13 protein-coding genes are annotated in these 15,730 nt (G+C 45.2%); 8 read left to right on the top strand and 5 right to left on the bottom strand.

Annotated features, from left to right (window positions below):
- Positions 1–202 precede the first annotated feature (202 nt).
- Both NAF19_RS29960 and NAF19_RS29965 read right to left on the bottom strand, forming a co-directional pair.
- Positions 203–895, bottom strand: a complete 693-nt coding sequence (locus NAF19_RS29960; protein ID WP_252794099.1) for a response regulator transcription factor — start codon at positions 893–895, stop codon at positions 203–205.
- Complete coding sequence (locus NAF19_RS29965; protein ID WP_252794100.1) at positions 892–2,346, bottom strand: sensor histidine kinase; 1,455 nt, start codon at positions 2,344–2,346, stop codon at positions 892–894. Before NAF19_RS29965 ends, NAF19_RS29960 begins: the two co-directional genes overlap by 4 nt.
- Positions 2,347–2,470: 124 nt before the next feature.
- Between NAF19_RS29965 and NAF19_RS29970 the strand changes: the two genes are divergently transcribed.
- The 3 genes from NAF19_RS29970 to NAF19_RS29980 all read left to right on the top strand — a co-directional run bounded on the left by NAF19_RS29970 (position 2,471) and on the right by NAF19_RS29980 (position 5,779).
- Complete coding sequence (locus tag NAF19_RS29970; protein WP_252794101.1) at positions 2,471–4,033, top strand: M20/M25/M40 family metallo-hydrolase; 1,563 nt, start codon at positions 2,471–2,473, stop codon at positions 4,031–4,033.
- A gap of 137 nt (positions 4,034–4,170) precedes the next feature.
- A complete protein-coding gene (locus tag NAF19_RS29975) occupies positions 4,171–4,548 on the top strand; it encodes a chorismate mutase (RefSeq protein ID WP_252794102.1) in 378 nt (125 codons plus the stop codon).
- 361 nt (positions 4,549–4,909) lie between these two features.
- Entirely contained in the window at positions 4,910–5,779 is an 870-nt protein-coding gene (locus NAF19_RS29980; RefSeq protein ID WP_252794104.1) for a glycoside hydrolase family 16 protein, read from the top strand.
- 76 nt (positions 5,780–5,855) lie between these two features.
- On the opposite strand, the gene NAF19_RS29985 is transcribed toward NAF19_RS29980, so the two are convergent.
- From NAF19_RS29985 to NAF19_RS29995, 3 genes are all read right to left on the bottom strand, one after another.
- Positions 5,856–6,029, bottom strand: coding sequence for a hypothetical protein (locus NAF19_RS29985; protein ID WP_252794106.1), 174 nt, complete (start codon positions 6,027–6,029; stop codon positions 5,856–5,858).
- Between the two features lie 146 nt (positions 6,030–6,175).
- Positions 6,176–6,646 (bottom strand): Pr6Pr family membrane protein, encoded by a 471-nt coding sequence (locus tag NAF19_RS29990; protein ID WP_252794107.1) that lies wholly within the window; start codon positions 6,644–6,646, stop codon positions 6,176–6,178.
- Positions 6,647–6,667: 21 nt separating this feature from the next.
- Positions 6,668–6,841 (bottom strand): hypothetical protein, encoded by a 174-nt coding sequence (locus NAF19_RS29995; RefSeq protein WP_252794109.1) that lies wholly within the window; start codon positions 6,839–6,841, stop codon positions 6,668–6,670.
- A 203-nt stretch (positions 6,842–7,044) separates the two neighbouring features.
- On the opposite strand from NAF19_RS29995, the gene NAF19_RS30000 reads away from it, so the two are divergent.
- From NAF19_RS30000 to NAF19_RS30020, 5 genes are all read left to right on the top strand, one after another.
- The gene (locus NAF19_RS30000; RefSeq protein ID WP_252794110.1) at positions 7,045–13,035 is read left to right on the top strand and encodes a T9SS type B sorting domain-containing protein; all 5,991 of its coding nucleotides are present in this window, start codon (positions 7,045–7,047) and stop codon (positions 13,033–13,035) included.
- Between the two features lie 257 nt (positions 13,036–13,292).
- A complete protein-coding gene (locus NAF19_RS30005; RefSeq protein WP_252794111.1) occupies positions 13,293–13,526 on the top strand; it encodes a hypothetical protein in 234 nt (77 codons plus the stop codon).
- A 113-nt stretch (positions 13,527–13,639) separates the two neighbouring features.
- Complete coding sequence (locus tag NAF19_RS30010) at positions 13,640–14,122, top strand: VOC family protein (RefSeq protein WP_252794112.1); 483 nt, start codon at positions 13,640–13,642, stop codon at positions 14,120–14,122.
- A gap of 180 nt (positions 14,123–14,302) precedes the next feature.
- Positions 14,303–15,190 (top strand): helix-turn-helix domain-containing protein, encoded by an 888-nt coding sequence (locus NAF19_RS30015; protein WP_252794113.1) that lies wholly within the window; start codon positions 14,303–14,305, stop codon positions 15,188–15,190.
- Positions 15,183–15,590: a DUF983 domain-containing protein gene (locus NAF19_RS30020; RefSeq protein ID WP_252794115.1), complete on the top strand. Its 408-nt coding sequence runs from the start codon at positions 15,183–15,185 to the stop codon at positions 15,588–15,590. The genes NAF19_RS30015 and NAF19_RS30020 overlap by 8 nt, the downstream gene beginning before the upstream one ends.
- Positions 15,591–15,730 lie beyond the last annotated feature (140 nt).

Here is a 15,730-nt window from a genome sequence, read left to right on the forward strand (position 1 = left end):
TGTTTTCTTTCCTTGCATGCGCTAATATACTAATAATCAATGTTTTAATCAATATTTCAAAGAACTTTATTTGCAAGCCCTTATTGGCTAGCTTAGTTGCGCAACGGCCACGCAGCGAAGAGAGGGAGGTCCAGCGAAGCGTCGACCGGGTGAGTAAACTCTGCGAGCGGCGTTAATGCAAATGCTTCGCGTCTTTCTTCCCCTAACAAATCAACTTAAACCCCAACCCCCGTAAATTCATTATCTGTATGCCGGGTTCGTCCTTCAATATCTTCCGGATATGCGTCATAAAAACATCCATGCTGCGGGTGTTGTAATAGCTGTCTTCGCCCCATATTTTCAGCAGGGCTTCCTGGCGTTCCAGCACATCGTTTTTCTTCATTATCATCATTTGCAATAGTGCGCATTCTTTAAAGGATAGCGAATGTTCTCCGGATGATGTTGTTAACCGCTGCTGCACGGTATCCAACCGGCAATTGCCAAAGGAATATACTTTGGGGCTTTCATCAGTTATTGCATCCGGCTGTGTTTTGAAAAGGTGCAATAGGGCCTCCATGCGCACCAGCAGCTCGTCCATGCTGAAGGGTTTTTTAAGGTAATCATTACCACCGGATTTAAAACCTTCCACCACATCGGCAGTTAACACTTTTGCACTCAGGAATATGATGGGCAAATCAGGCTGGAATTTGCGAAGTTCTTTTGCCAGCGTGTAGCCATCTTTCGAAGGCAGCATAATATCAAGCACGCAGATGTCGGGTTTAAAAGAAGCGTAAGCATCCATCACCAGGTTACCATCAGCGACAGCCTGCACGTTATAGCCGCTGCTTTTCAACCCGTCGCTTACAATGCGCGACAGGAACGGCTCGTCTTCCACGTATAATACTTTCAGGTTCATGATGCAGCAGGTAAGGTAATAATAAAACAAGTGCCGTTGCCGGGTTCACTTTTAACTTTAATGGTACCGCCATGCCTTTCAACCATTTGTTTTACATAATACAGGCCCAATCCGGTGCCTTTAATGTCGTGCGTATTGCCATCAGCCGGGATGCGGTAAAACTTATCGAAGATATTTTTATGGTAGATTTTATCAATCCCCGGGCCGTTATCTTTAAAACTAATGGTTACCGTTTTATCATCGCACGCACAGCTAATATCCAAAACCAAACCGGTGCCTGAATATTTTATGGCATTCTCGACCAGGTTATAAAAAATGTTGGTTAAATGCACAGGGTCGCCAAATACAAAGCATGGCTCGGCAGAGGGCTTGAATACAATTTCCGACCCGCTGTTTAACAATTGCAGCTGCATGGAAGTAATTACCTGCTGCAAGCCTGTTTGCACATCATAAAGCTCGGTGTTAAACGGTATTTCCGCATCTTTTTCATTGCCGATGTTCAGGGCCTTCTCCACCATCAAATCTAACCGCTGCAATTCGTGCCGGCTTATGTCGAGGTAGTTTTGCATAGTTTCCGGTTGCTCCGCCAGGTTATATTTCTGGATCGATTCGAGCGCCAGGGATACCGTTGCGATAGGGGTTTTAAACTCGTGCGTCATGTTCCGGGTAAAATCGGCTTTGGCATCAGCATACAGCCGTACGTTGCGCAGCAGCCTAATGATAAAGTAAAAGGCGGCACATGTAAGCAATAGCATCAGCAAGCAGGACGCCACGTAATATCGCATACGGTACCATATAACATTGTTTATAGCCGGTAATATCAATTGATAACGGTAATGCTCCTGTATGCCATAAAGGTATTTTTTACTGGCGTAGGCGGGTGCCAGGCCCTTAGGTACATCACCACCACGCAGGCCGGTCATGCTGTAGTTATACAGGTTATAGTAAATGGGCGAGGTGATACCCATTTGCTGCAGGCCGGCAGCCACTTCTTTTTTCATGGCGACAAGCGATAAACTGTCTACAGTGCTTAGTTGCGCCGCTGTAAGCCCGGTATTGGTGGTAGCCGGGCCTCTGTTTCGTTCTATTGCAGGTTTATCCTTCAGGCTAAAATTCATTGATACTGATGTACTGTCATCGTCGCTGTTGATCTGGAAATTATACGAAATACCGAGGGCTTTCATATTGTCGAACGCCTGTCGCAGCTGGGCCCATTGCGGCGAGAGGAAAAGCTGCTTTACACGCGGCAGATTTTTGGGCTTTTCGAACGAGGTAACGCTGCGGTACATTTGTGCCTGTGCCGTGGTGCTCACAAAGTGCTCTATATCATCCTTCAATTGTTTTTGCTGAGCCGAAAAAAGCTGGCTAAGCCATACAGCCTGCAACCCTGTGCTCAATACGAGCGATAGCACTATTAATATGGTTGTATATTTCGACCTGAGCCTTTTCATGAGGTGAAGTTCCTTAAAATTTAGCTGTTTATCACCGCCTTAAGATACGATTTAACTCTATTTAACTGTAATTAACCCCCGTTTAGGAACAGGCGGGATAGTTTTGTTTAAAAAATAAACAAACATGAAAATGATATACAAAAAACTCTGCCTGTTATTAGCATTATCGCTGGCAGCAGGTGCAACAAGTTTTGCCCAGCAGGAACAAATAGATGAAGCCGCATTTGCAAAAATCAGGAATGCTGAACTGACCAACTCGCACATCCCCGAAATTGCCCATTACTTAACCGATGTTTCGGGGCCAAGGCTGCCGGGGTCGGAGGGCTTTAACCGGGCGGCTACCTGGGCCGTGGCTACCATGAAAAAGTGGGGCCTGGCAAATGCCGCAATGGAACCCTATGGCGAATTTGGCAAACAATGGGAATTGGAAGAATTTAGCATTGCTTTAAAAGTGCCCTACTATCAACCGCTCAGGGCCTACCCGGAGCCATGGTGCGGCAATACCAACGGTGTACAGCAAGGCGCCGTAGTGCTGCTCACCCCAAAACAAGCCGCCGATACAACTTATCTGCTCAGCCATAGCGCCGAAATTAAAGGGAAATTTATTTTGTTAGCGATTAGTCCGTTACCAACATTACTGGATTTTCGCCCGGGAGCTGAACGACTTACTGACCGTGCACTGGATACCATCGACGAGCAACATGCATTAACCCGCGCAATGGTTGAGCAACTGATAGCGAGGGAGAAAGCACGTATCAGATTAGATATCATATTAAAACAGGTTGGTGTGCTTGGCCGTATTTGGGCTGCGCCTGATAACGTGAACGGCACCATACACGTACAGGCAGGCATAGGCTACAAACTCACCGACCCGGTAGGCATCCCGAAGATTAGCATGTCGTACGAGGACGGGCAACGCATCAAACGCCTCATCCAGTCGGGCCACCCGGTTGACCTGGCAATAAATATACAGGGCCGGCTCTCCACCGCCGATACCAAAGGTTATAATGTTGTAGGTGAGATACCCGGAACAGACCTTAAGCTGAAATCGCAATTAGTAATGCTGGGCGGTCACCTTGATTCGTGGCAGTCATCAACCGGTGCTACTGATAATGCTGCAGGCTGCGTTGTGGTGCTGGAGGCTATGCGCCTGCTTGATTCGCTTGGCCTTAAACCAAAAAGAACAATCCGGGTAGCGCTGTGGACAGGCGAGGAACAGGGAATTTACGGTTCATTTAATTATGTAAAGAATCATTTTATGAAGGCTGATGGTACACCTAATGCCGAGCAAAGCAAAGTATCGGCCTATTTTAATATGGACTATGGAACCGGGAAGGTAAGGGGTATCTATGCGCAGGGCAACAAGGCTATCAAACCAATATTCGAACAGTGGTTTGCGCCATTCCATGACCTGGGCGCAACAACGGTAACCATAAAGAGCACAGGGTCTACCGACCACCTGTCGTTCGATTGGGCAGGTATCCCCGGTTTCCAGTTTATCCAGGATCCGCTTGACGAAGACCGCACGCACCATACCAACCTCGACGACTACGACCACCTGGCGATCGAAGATTTGAAACAATCGGCCATTATTGTAGCCTCATTTGTATATCAGAGTGCTATCCGCCCTGAACTTTTGCCAAGGAAGCCGTTTGTTAAAGACACTTTTTTGTTTGATGGGTTGTAGGACTAAAACGATACAAATACGCATAAATATCCAGCCTGCTTACACCAAAGCGGGCTGTTTTTTTATAGCGATAGCTGTACATCATTAAAGAAAATTCGTTTTTTATGTTGATTTTAGCCACATCAATATATTACACCATGAATACCCTGAAGACGATTGTATCGGTAACCGCCATCACACTCATAACATACGGTACGGCAAATTGCCAGGCCCAAACCAAACCCATCTTCACCAAAGCTGATTTTGATGCTGGCCGTGCTAAAATTGATTCGCTGGATGCCCAGATGATAAAAACTATTGGCTTTCGTGAGCGGATAGTACGCGAGATAGGCATCTATAAAGCCAAAAACCATATTGCTCCTTTACAGCCTGCACGTTTCCAGCAGGTGGTTGAAAAGGCTAAGGAAGCGGGTAAAAAGGAGGGCTTGTCGGCAGAGTTTATTGAGAAGCTAATGAACGCCATACACGAAGAAAGTTTGAAGCTGGAAGAGCCTGCGGCGATGCATAACGAATAAACAGGATTAAAGGATTAAAGGGATTTACAGGATGGTTGGCGACAGCTTTTTAGGCTGATGTGTTTTACTGTAAATGTGTTTGCGATAGGTAATTTGTATCACGCTGTATCCGTGTGTCGGGCAGGGTGGTGATACAGAACAGCCTCATCACAACGTCATTGCGAGGAACGAAGCAAACTCTGCACATGCTAATCAACGAAACAAAAACTTTGTGGTTACCTATCTGCCGCTTTTAGGTCTTCACAAACAGTTAGGTTCGTGATTGTCCTACGTAGAGGTGGCTTCGTTCCTCGCCATGACGAGCGTGTTATTATTTCAGCAAAATAAATCCTATTTTTATCCCACCCAATAAAACCCAACCATGAAACTTTTCTTCCTTACAGCCATAGCTGCAACGCTTAGCATAACCGCTGCCATAGCCCAGCAACATCAGCCTAAAAAAGGTGATACCATATTTTTTGACGATTTTAACCAAAAAGCCCTTGATCGCAGCAAATGGAACGTGGAAGTTACCGGCAACACCGTTAACCAGGAGCAACAGGCTTATGTTGACTCTGCATCGACTATTTACCTGGTGAATAATGCTGCCGGGGAAGGTGCAACCAATGGTGCTTTGATACTAAAGGCGCTTTATCACCCCGGCTATACAAGCAAGGAAAATAAAAAATACGATTTCCTGTCGGGCAGGATAAATACTGAACATAAAATGCAGTTTACCTACGGTACTTTTACCTGCCGCATGAAAATGGCCTCGGGTGCCGGTTTATGGCCAGCCTTTTGGTTGCTTGGCAATGGTCGCTGGCCCGATTGCGGCGAAATTGATATAATGGAAACTGTTGGCGACAGCAGCTGGACAAGCAACGCCCTGCATGGCCCCGGTTACTTTGGCGACACGCCTTTAGCCTATAGAGCGTTTTTGCCTGCCGGTACCGATGTTACCCAATGGCACAACTATTCGGCCGACTGGACGCACGACAGCATTGTTTTTAAGGTGGATGACAAAGTAACTTACACAGTAACCCGTGCCATGGCGGAGAAATATGGACGCTGGGCTTTTGACAACCCTAAATTCATCATCCTTAATTTTGCGTTGGGAGGCGGCTATCCAAACGGGGTGAATAAAGTTAAAGAACCATATTTCGGTATGTCGCAAAACACGGTTAACAAAATAAAGGCCGGGCAGGCAAAAGTGGTGGTTGATTGGGTGTTGGTAACCAAAATAGCACAATAAGGCAACCTATCGCCATAAAATAACAAAGCCCCGTAGGAAAATCCCGCGAGGCTTTGTTGTATTATGGAACTGAAATTTAGTTATTCCGGTAATGATGGTCACCGCCGTGGCCATTATCGTGATCGTGGCCGCGGCCATTTCCGTTGTCGTGACCACGGCCATGGCGTTCACGGTATTCAACTGAACAACTCGGCAGGGTGGCAGAAGCAAGTATAAGCAACGCAACAACCCCTAAAATATACTTTTTCATACTATTTGTTTTTTAAGATAGATGTTAGTATACAGGCAATTACAGTGCCATGTGTGAAAAATAGGTGAATAGGGCTGCGTAGGCCTAAAATGCTGGAAGCATGATTAAACCCGGATGAAAAGTGTATATTAATAAGGTTGATTTGACTACAAAACAGGCTTACTCATCTGCCGGGCAATAAAAACAAACAATGCGCCCAGTCCCCAAAAAATAGGCAACAAAATAACAGCAGCGAGTAAAACCTGCGGGTAACCTAATTTTGCGACATTAAGGAATGGGTAAGGGTAATTCCCGCTGATGGCGCCCCGTATCAACACATAAACAAAGTAAAGAAACGGGTACCATAACCATGGCCAAATATTGCTGTATTTCAGGCCGCTTTTTGGCACAAAGGCAAGCCAGTAAATTATAAATAACAGGGGGTTAACAACATGCAGCAGTTCATCAGCCAATTTAAACAAGCCTTCAGGGTGCCATACGCTACGCAATACTACGTTGTAGATAAGGCCAACAGTGGTCATGTATAGTACGATAGAAGTTAGCACGGTATTCCTCGAAAAGAACCTGCCCAATGAAGATTTTGCGGCTATTAAAATGGTGGTTAACCCAACAACCATCAGCAGGTTGCTTAATATGGTTTAAAAGCTAAAAAGTTGTATTAGCGTACTCGTCAGCGAGCAACCTTTGTGCATATATTCTGGTATTGATATACTGAACTGCAACACTAACGCAAACCAGGTAATAATAACCACCAAAGCGCTGTATGCCCATTTAATTTTGCCTGATGTTTGGTTGTCGGCTGTATTCGTCATCAATAATGTTTAAGTGCTTACTAATTTACAGAAAAACAAGTCATTAAATATCAAATCAAAAAGTTATTTTAGTAGGCTATTTATTGCGATAAAAACAAGATAAGTGCTTTTTCTTAAAATTTGATAAAAAATACTTCTCTAAATATACCTCATTGTTGTTGCGGTATTTAAGAAATGAATTGAGTATGCTGCGCAATAAACGGATGTGTTTATTTCTGATGCTGGCTTCGTTCCTTTTCAGGAACGGTGTTTGTTTTGCGCAGGCACCAAAAATAAGTTATCCCACACCGCAGGTTTACCAGGTAAATACAGCCATTGCCACGCTGTCGCCGTTTAGTTCGGGCGGACCGATTGGCAAGGGTAATTTTTCGGGCGTTACCACGCTGGCAGGTGCGGGTGCAAATTTTAATCGCCCCGAAGGCTTAACGGTTGATAACAACGGCAATGTTTATGTAGCCGATGAAGCCAACTCGCTGATAAAAAAAATTACTCCCGGTGGTATCGTCACTACGTTTGCCGGAAGCGGGGTTGCGAGCTTTGCTGATGGCACAGGTACGGGGGCATTTTTTCATAACCCGGCGGACGTGGTTGTTGATGCCGCCGGTAATTTATACGTTGCAGATGCCAATAACCACCGTATCCGCAAAATAACGGCTGCGGGTGTGGTAACTACTATTGCAGGCGATGGCACAGTTGGCCATGCTGATGGCACGGGCACAGCGGCAACTTTCAGGCTGCCATCGGGCATTGCCATTGATGCTGCCGGCAATTTGTATGTGGCAGATTCGGGCAACAGCCTTATCCGTAAAATAAACGCATTGGGCGTAGTGACCACGCTGGCCGGCAGCGGTGCCACAGGTAATGCCAACGGCACAGGTGCAGCAGCCTCATTTAACGGACCGATAGGTATAGCGGTTGATGCCGCAGGGAATGTGTTTGTGGCTGATAGTTACAATAATTTAATCCGCAAAATAACCACCGCCGGAGTGGTTACCACCCTTGCAGGCAGCGGGGCGCAAGGTGATGCTGATGGCACGGGTACGGCGGCATCCTTTAAAGACCCGATTGGGATGAGAATTGACGCCGATGGCAATTTATACGTTGCTGATGCTCAAAATAACAAAATAAGAAAGATAACACCTGCGGGGGTGGTTACAACAGTTGCCGGTAAATTAACCTTAGGCGCAACTGACGGTGATACAGGTACTGCCACTTTTAATACACCTTTCGGCCTGGGGATTGATGTTGACGGTAACCTTTACATTGGCGATACAAATAATAATTTAATAAGAAAAATAGCTGCTGATTTTTTTACGATAGATAAGCCGTTGCCGCCAGGATTAGTGTTCGATATGCATACCGGAGATATTAGCGGCACTCCAACAGCCGCATCGCCGGCAACTGATTATACGATTACAGCATATAATGCGGTAGGCAATTATGCAACGGTTGTAAGTATTGCAGTAAATGTTGTGGCAGTGCCGCTGCCGGCAGCGCCACAAATCAGTTATGATAGTCCGAAGGTTTATCCCCCGGGTACGCCCATTCCTCCGTTAACGCCCCACAACAATGGCGGCCCGGTGCCCCAAACAGCATTCGGCAAAGCCACTGTGTTTGCAGGCAATGGGTCGAAGGGTAATAACGACAATATAGGTACTGACGCAAGTTTTAACTTCCCCACCGATGTTGCCACAGACTCGAAAGGAAACGTTTATGTTGCCGACAGGGACAACTCATTGATAAGAAAGATAACGCCAACCGGGCAGGCAACAACCTTTGCCGGTAACGGGATATCGCAGGTGGTGGACGGGCAGGGCACCGCTGCCAGCTTTAAGGGCCCTACCAGCATAACTATTGATGTTGGTGATAATATTTATGTAGTGGATTCGTATGGCGATGCGGTAAGGAAGATAACGCCAACGGGGTTGGTTTCAACCATAGTAGGTCTGAATGGGCCAGGTGAGGTTGACGGCCCCGTCGCTACTGCAAAAATTGCTGTGCCCTGGGGTATTGTTGTTGATAATAGCGGCAATATTTATGTATCAGAATTTGGGAGCGGGAATATTAGGAAAATAAGTGCTGCAGGTATTGTTACAACAATTGCCGGTTCAGGCAGCTCAGGATATGCTGACGGAAAAGGTGCTGCCGCAAGTTTTAAAAATCCGAAAAAAATGGCGATTGACGCATCCGGCGATATTTTCGTAGCCGATGAGGGCAATAACAAGGTCCGCGGAATTACTCCTGACGGCACTGTAAGCACATTAATAAAAGATAATATTTATTACCGTTTCCAGGGAATAACCGGGGTGGCTGTTGATGTGTTGGGTAACTTATACATTTCGGATTCGGGAAATAGCAGGATTATTAAAGTAGAGGCGAATACGGGTAGAGAAAGCATACTGTCAGATGCCGGGGGCATTTTTAGTTTTCCACTGGGCCTTACGGTTGATGCATCTGGTAACCTTTATGTCACTAATCCGGGTAACAGCACCATTGCAAAAATACCAACCACCGGCTATACCATTGATAAACCCCTGCCGCCGGGCTTAACCTTCGATCAAACAACAGGCATAATAAGCGGCACACCGGCGCAGGTTACACCGCTTAGCACCTATACCATTACAGCCTACAACGAAGGCGGCCATAGCACCAACACTGTTGATATAGAAATAAAAAACCAGGTTAATCCCGGTTTGGCGCCGCCAAACATAAGCTATGTAACGCCACAGGTTTACACAATTAATACTGCTGTTCCGGCTTTATTGCCAACCAATACCGGAGGGGCTGTACCCCCTAATATTTATGGCCAGGTACTTACATTTGCCGGTAACGGCCAAAAGGGGGTAATAGATGGCAATAAAACAACCGCTGGATTTTCGTTTCCAAATTACCCGATAGTTGCCCCTGATGGTACTGTTTACATAACAGATAACAACCGGCTTATAAGGCAAATTACACCCGGGGGCACCGTAACCACCATTGCCGGAAGCGACATTGGGTTTATGGACGGCAGCGGAACCTCGGCGGAGTTTAATGCACCTGCTGCCATGGTTATAGGCCTGGATGGCAGTATTTATGTTGTTGACTCAAACAATGGCAAAATAAGAAAGGTTACCGGCGGAGGTAACGTCTCGACCTTTGCCGGGGGCTTTAGGCAGCCTAATGGTATAGCAATTGATGCTGCAGGCAATCTTTACGTATCTGAATACGCCGGCAACACCATAAAGAAAATAACACCGGATGGCACAGTGAGTACTTTAGCGGGGACCGCTGGTGTTGCCGGAAACGCTGATGGAACAGGAGCTGCGGCAAGTTTTCGCGGACCGAGCTATATGGCGATAGATATGTCCGGGAATATTTTTTTAGCAGATTATAATAATAATACAGTAAGAAAAATAACCCCCGCCGGTGTTGTTACCACATTTGCAGGCAGCGGCGTTAAAGGTAAACAAGACGGACAAGGCACAGCCGCAAGCTTTAACGGGCCCGAAGGCATCTCATTTGGAGAAGACGGTAGCCTGTACGTTTCTGATTCCGGTAATAACCTGATACGGAAAATAACCCAGGATGGCACAGTGACAACTTTTGCGGGGAATGGAATTGCAGGTTATAAAGACGGGTACGGGATTAATACGTCGTTTAATTTTCCGCACGGCCTGGCTATTAATATTGATGGTAATATGCTGGTAACCGACCTGCAGAATAATGTGGTAAGGGAAATTATTACCACAGGCTATACCATTGATAAAGATTTGCCGCCAGGGCTGACTTTTGATGCTAAAACGGGCACTATAAGTGGAACCCCAACATCGCTATGGCCGGCTACAGTATACAAAATTACGGGTATTAACGGCGTGGGAAGCAGTACAGCAACTTTAGTTATTGAGGTTAAAAAGAACAATAGCCCGGGAAGTCCGCCGGTTGTATCGTACCAGTCGCCTCAAACCTACAATATCAATCAAACTATAACGCCGCTGGCGCCAACATCGTCGGGCAGCGCTGTACCACCTATAAATTTTGGCCAAACATTAACTTTCTCAGGCAAAGGAACGCCTGGCAATGTAAATGGCGATGCTATAACGGCGACCTACAAACAACCGTCGGGCCTTGCTTTCGATGCAGCAGGCAACTTATATGTAGCCGACTATCTGAATAATTTAATTCGCAAAATAACTCCCGCCGGTATATCCACAACATTTGCCGGCAGCGGCGATATTGGCTTTTCAAATGGGACAGGTACAACTGCAGTATTTGGCAAACCGAGCAGCATTGTAATTGATGCCGCGGGGAACTTGTATGTTGCCGATTCCAACAATAGTTTAATCCGCAAGATAACACCTGGCGCTGTGGTAACAACTTTTGCCGGTACGGGAACGATAGGTTCGGCAAACGGAACTGCTTTATCAGCAAGCTTTAATATACCCGAAGGCCTGGCCATTGATGCAGCCGGGAACATTTACGTTGCTGATACTTTTAACGATTTAATAAGGAAAATAGCACCCGATGGTACAGTTTCGACATTGGCAGGTAGCGGCGCGCCTGGTAATAATAATGGCAACGGAACTGGTGCATCGTTTAATATGCCTCAAAACCTTACTGTTGACGCTGCCGGAAATGTTTTTGTAACCGATTTGGGCAATAACGTCATTCGAAAAATAACCCCATCGGGCGACGTGAGCACCTATGCCGGCAGCGGATCGGCAGGGAGCAATAATGGGCAGGCACTTTCAGCAAGCTTTAACAAACCAAGCGGTATCGCGGTTGATGATATAGGCGACTTGTTTGTTTCGGATTTTGGCGGCAATATTATCCGGATGATTGACCCGGCGGGCAATGTGATTACTCTTGCGGGCGATGGCGTTGCAGGCAGTCTGAATAATACTGGTACGGCTGCCAGTTTTGCCGGCCCCAAGGGGCTCGCTTTGGATGCCGGTAGAAAATTATACATTGCCGATTCGTTTAATAATGAGATCCGCACAGCTTATACGCTTGGATACACCATTGATAAGCCATTACCATCGGGCTTGGTTTTTGACGGCACCACGGGTATAATTAGCGGCAAACCAGATGTTGTATCCCCAATTACAATCTATACTATAACAGCCTATAATATTTATGGAAGTGCTACAGCCAAAGTGAGTATCGAGGTAATTGACGGGCAAACCATAACCTTTGCGCCTATACCTGGCAAAACAGTGTGCGACGTTGATTTCGATCCCGGCGCTACCAGTTCAACCTCTATAACATACACCAGCAGCGACATTAGCGTGGCGACCATTGTATCTGGAAAAATTCATATCGTGGGTGCAGGGACAACCACCATTACGGCCGACGATGGCAGGTCGAAATACCCCCAAATATTAATAGTTACCGCGGCGCTGGTACCATCTGTTACCATATCGCCACTTTCGCCGGATGCTTGTGCGTTAGCATCGGTTACCTATACGGCTATCCCTGTAAATGGTGGTACCACACCTCATTATCAATGGAAAGTCAACGGGCAAAACAGCGGGACTGATGCTGCGACATTTACAAGCACCACATTAAACGATAACGACAAGGTAACCTGCATACTAACCGGCAGCCTTGCTTGTGTAACCAGCGCAACGGTAACTTCAAACGAAGCGACTTTTGTTTTAGACCCGCCGGTTACAACTTCTGTTACCATAGTATCATCGTTAACAGGCCCTGTTTGTGCCGGCGCCGAAATTACGTTTACCGCAACACCGACTTTGCCGGCCCTCAAGCCCGATTATCAGTGGAAAGTTAACGGCGCAAACACAGGTACCAATAGTTCCACCTTTACCACTAAGACTTTGGCCGATGGCGATATTGTTACCTGTGTAATTACCAGCGATGGAAAATGCCTGGTAAACCCAACAGCTACCTCAAATGCGATAACGGTTGCCTTTAACCCGCCAAGCCAATGCATTATTGTTGTACCCAATACGTTTACACCCAATGGCGATGGCATTAACGACCTTTGGAACATTACGGCATTGCTATATTACCCTGATTGCAGCCTTTCGGTGTTTAACCGCTACGGGTCGGTGGTTTACCGCTCTATTGGTTATGGCAAACCATGGGATGGCACAACCAACGGTAGCAATCTGCCTGTTGGTACTTACTATTATATTCTCGATCTGAAAAATGGTAAAAAACCTATGTCGGGTTCGGTGACTATTTTAAGGTAGTTTTGTGATACAGAAACAATAATTGGTGATAGTCTTTTTGTCGAAAATATATGGTAAATGGGTGTTGATAAATGCATGTTTATTGTCAATTTGCCGCATTATTCTATCTCACAAAGCAATTATTTGTTTGTTTGATATTCAGTGTTTTATAGCTTTCTGAGGCCAGCAAAGCCTTTTTGAGATTTATTTTAATTTTATTGTAATAAAAAAGTAGTTTTTCCACAACTTTTTTTAAACCGGTAACGTAATAACATAGTATGAAGGGCTATGTAAATATACCGGGATCAATTTATTGCAAATTGTGTAAGGAATGCGGTGCGCGGCCCGTTATTGCCAGGGTGGAAGAAATTGGCTATGTTGTTAAATGTTCAAGAAACGATAGCCACTACCAAACTATGCCCGGTTTGATTGACATTGACGACTGGAACCGCCACAATACCATTACATCAGCTTCTATCGACTTTAACCGGAGCCCAATGATGGCCTGGTAACCACCTTAATTACTGCTTATTTTTATCGGACTTTAATGTATTGAAGAAATTACATCCCACTGTATTATGTAAGTGGCATTTATTTTTTTATGTTTAGTACTTAAAAACATAAAATGAGCAATCCCTTTAAATTACCTTTTATTCATTTAATCCGTAGCGGTTTATTTATTATCCTCTTTGCGCTGGCTTTGCCGCAGCTAAGCAAGGCGCAAAACGCCAACCAGCCGGTTTTTAACCATATGGCTTTGTGCGCAAAGAATTTGCGGAAGACTGCCAACTTTTATCGTAACGTTATTCAGCTGCAGGAAATAAAACACCCGTTTAATGATACCGTGCATGTTTGGCTTAAAGTAGGCGAGGGGCTGGCGTTACATATTATACAAGGTAATTGCTCAACCTCACCCGATATCGGTGTTCACCTTTGCTTCGCTGTACCAAATTTGGATGCTTTTATAAAACACCTGGATACCATTAACGTAAGCTACGTTAACTGGACTAAACAGCCTAAAAAAATACAGCTTCGCGCTGACGGCGTAAAGCAAATTTACCTGCAGGATCCTGATGGCTTTTGGGTTGAAGTTAATGACGCGAAATAAATTATAAGTCAGGAATCAGGACGAGGAAGAAGCACATTTACATGAGAAAGGATAATCCATTCACTTTTTCCTCTTGATTTCTGACTCTTTTCTTTTGGTTTTTCGTAAATCCATAATTAATACCACAAAAACGTTAAATAATACCACTACTTATGGTGTATTTGTGTATAGTTTTGTGTCATGTTACAAAGCACACCAATATTTGATATATGTAGCTTGTCTGATTTTAGGCAGGACGATATATTGGTAAGCCGCTTTGCCCCATACCTCGAACACCACAAAAACCTCTATGCCGCACACCGGCATACATTTTACCATGTGGTATTTTTTACCGATGGCGCCGGTAGTCACAACATCGACTTTGAGGATTTTAGTGTAAAGCCTGATCAAATCTATTTTATGATTCCTGGCCAGGTACATTCCTGGGCCTTTGAAGGTTTTACCGACGGTTATATCATCAATTTTTCCGACTCGTTTTTTCAATCATTTTTATTGAATGCGGCTTACTGCGAAAATTTCGGTTTTTTTAGCGGCAACTTGCACGACGCAGTAATTGACTTGCCTGCTGATGTTGCCGGGAAAATAAGGCCTCTTTTTGAAGATATAATTAAGGAGTGGGAAAGCTCGCCTGCGCAAACCACTGATTTAATGCGCGTATTGATGTTGCAGTTGTTCATATTGGTTAGCCGGGTTAGCGCCGGCGGTATTAATAAAGGCCCGGCGTCGTACAATCAAACATTGTTAAAAAGCTTTCAGAAGTTGGTTGAGGTACATTATAAAAAACTAAAACTGCCTAAAGATTATGCTGCCCTATTGTACATAACCCCAAATCATTTAAATGCAGTTTGTAAAGATTTGGTGGGTTTACAAGCCGGTGAAATTATTCGCAACAGGATAATATTAGAGGCCAAACGCTTGCTTACCAACCCTAAATTAACCATAACGGAAATTGCGCTCGAACTTAATTTTAATGATAATTCATACTTCACCAAGTTTTTCAGGAAAACGGAAGAAGTAACACCCGAAGAGTTTAGAAAAAGCATACTTAAACAAAATAATCATGAATAACCAGAATAAGAGCCTGCCTGCCTGGCCCGCAATAGTTCACGGAAAATGCCCGCGCTGTCGTCGGGGCGATATGTTTGCGACACCGATGTACAGCTTTAAGGCCCAGGTAATGAACAAAACCTGCCCCCATTGCGGAATGGTTTTTGAGCGCGAGCCAGGTTACTTTTATGTGGCTATGCTGGTAAGCTATGCAATGTTTGTTGCCGAAATGGTGACTTTGGCGGTTGTCATCCACGTACTAACCGGCAGCAGCAATCCCTGGGTATACGTGCTAATCATTATGTCAGCAGGAATTATATTGTCTCCTTTTAATTTCAGGTATTCGCGTATTATGTTATTGCATTGGCTTACACCGGGTTTGCATTATCAGCCCGAAACAAGCGGGGATAAGCAGATTTAGAATCAAGAATCAAGAGCCAGGAATCACTGTTGTCCGGTAAACGGATAAAAAAAACAGGGGCATAAAAACCCCTGCATAGTTTAATTTTGAATTACCACACTCAAAAGTTGAACTATGCCCAAAAGTACATTTTTTACCGG

It is taken from the genome of Mucilaginibacter flavidus (assembly GCF_024055575.1).
GTDB lineage: Bacteria > Bacteroidota > Bacteroidia > Sphingobacteriales > Sphingobacteriaceae > Mucilaginibacter > Mucilaginibacter flavidus.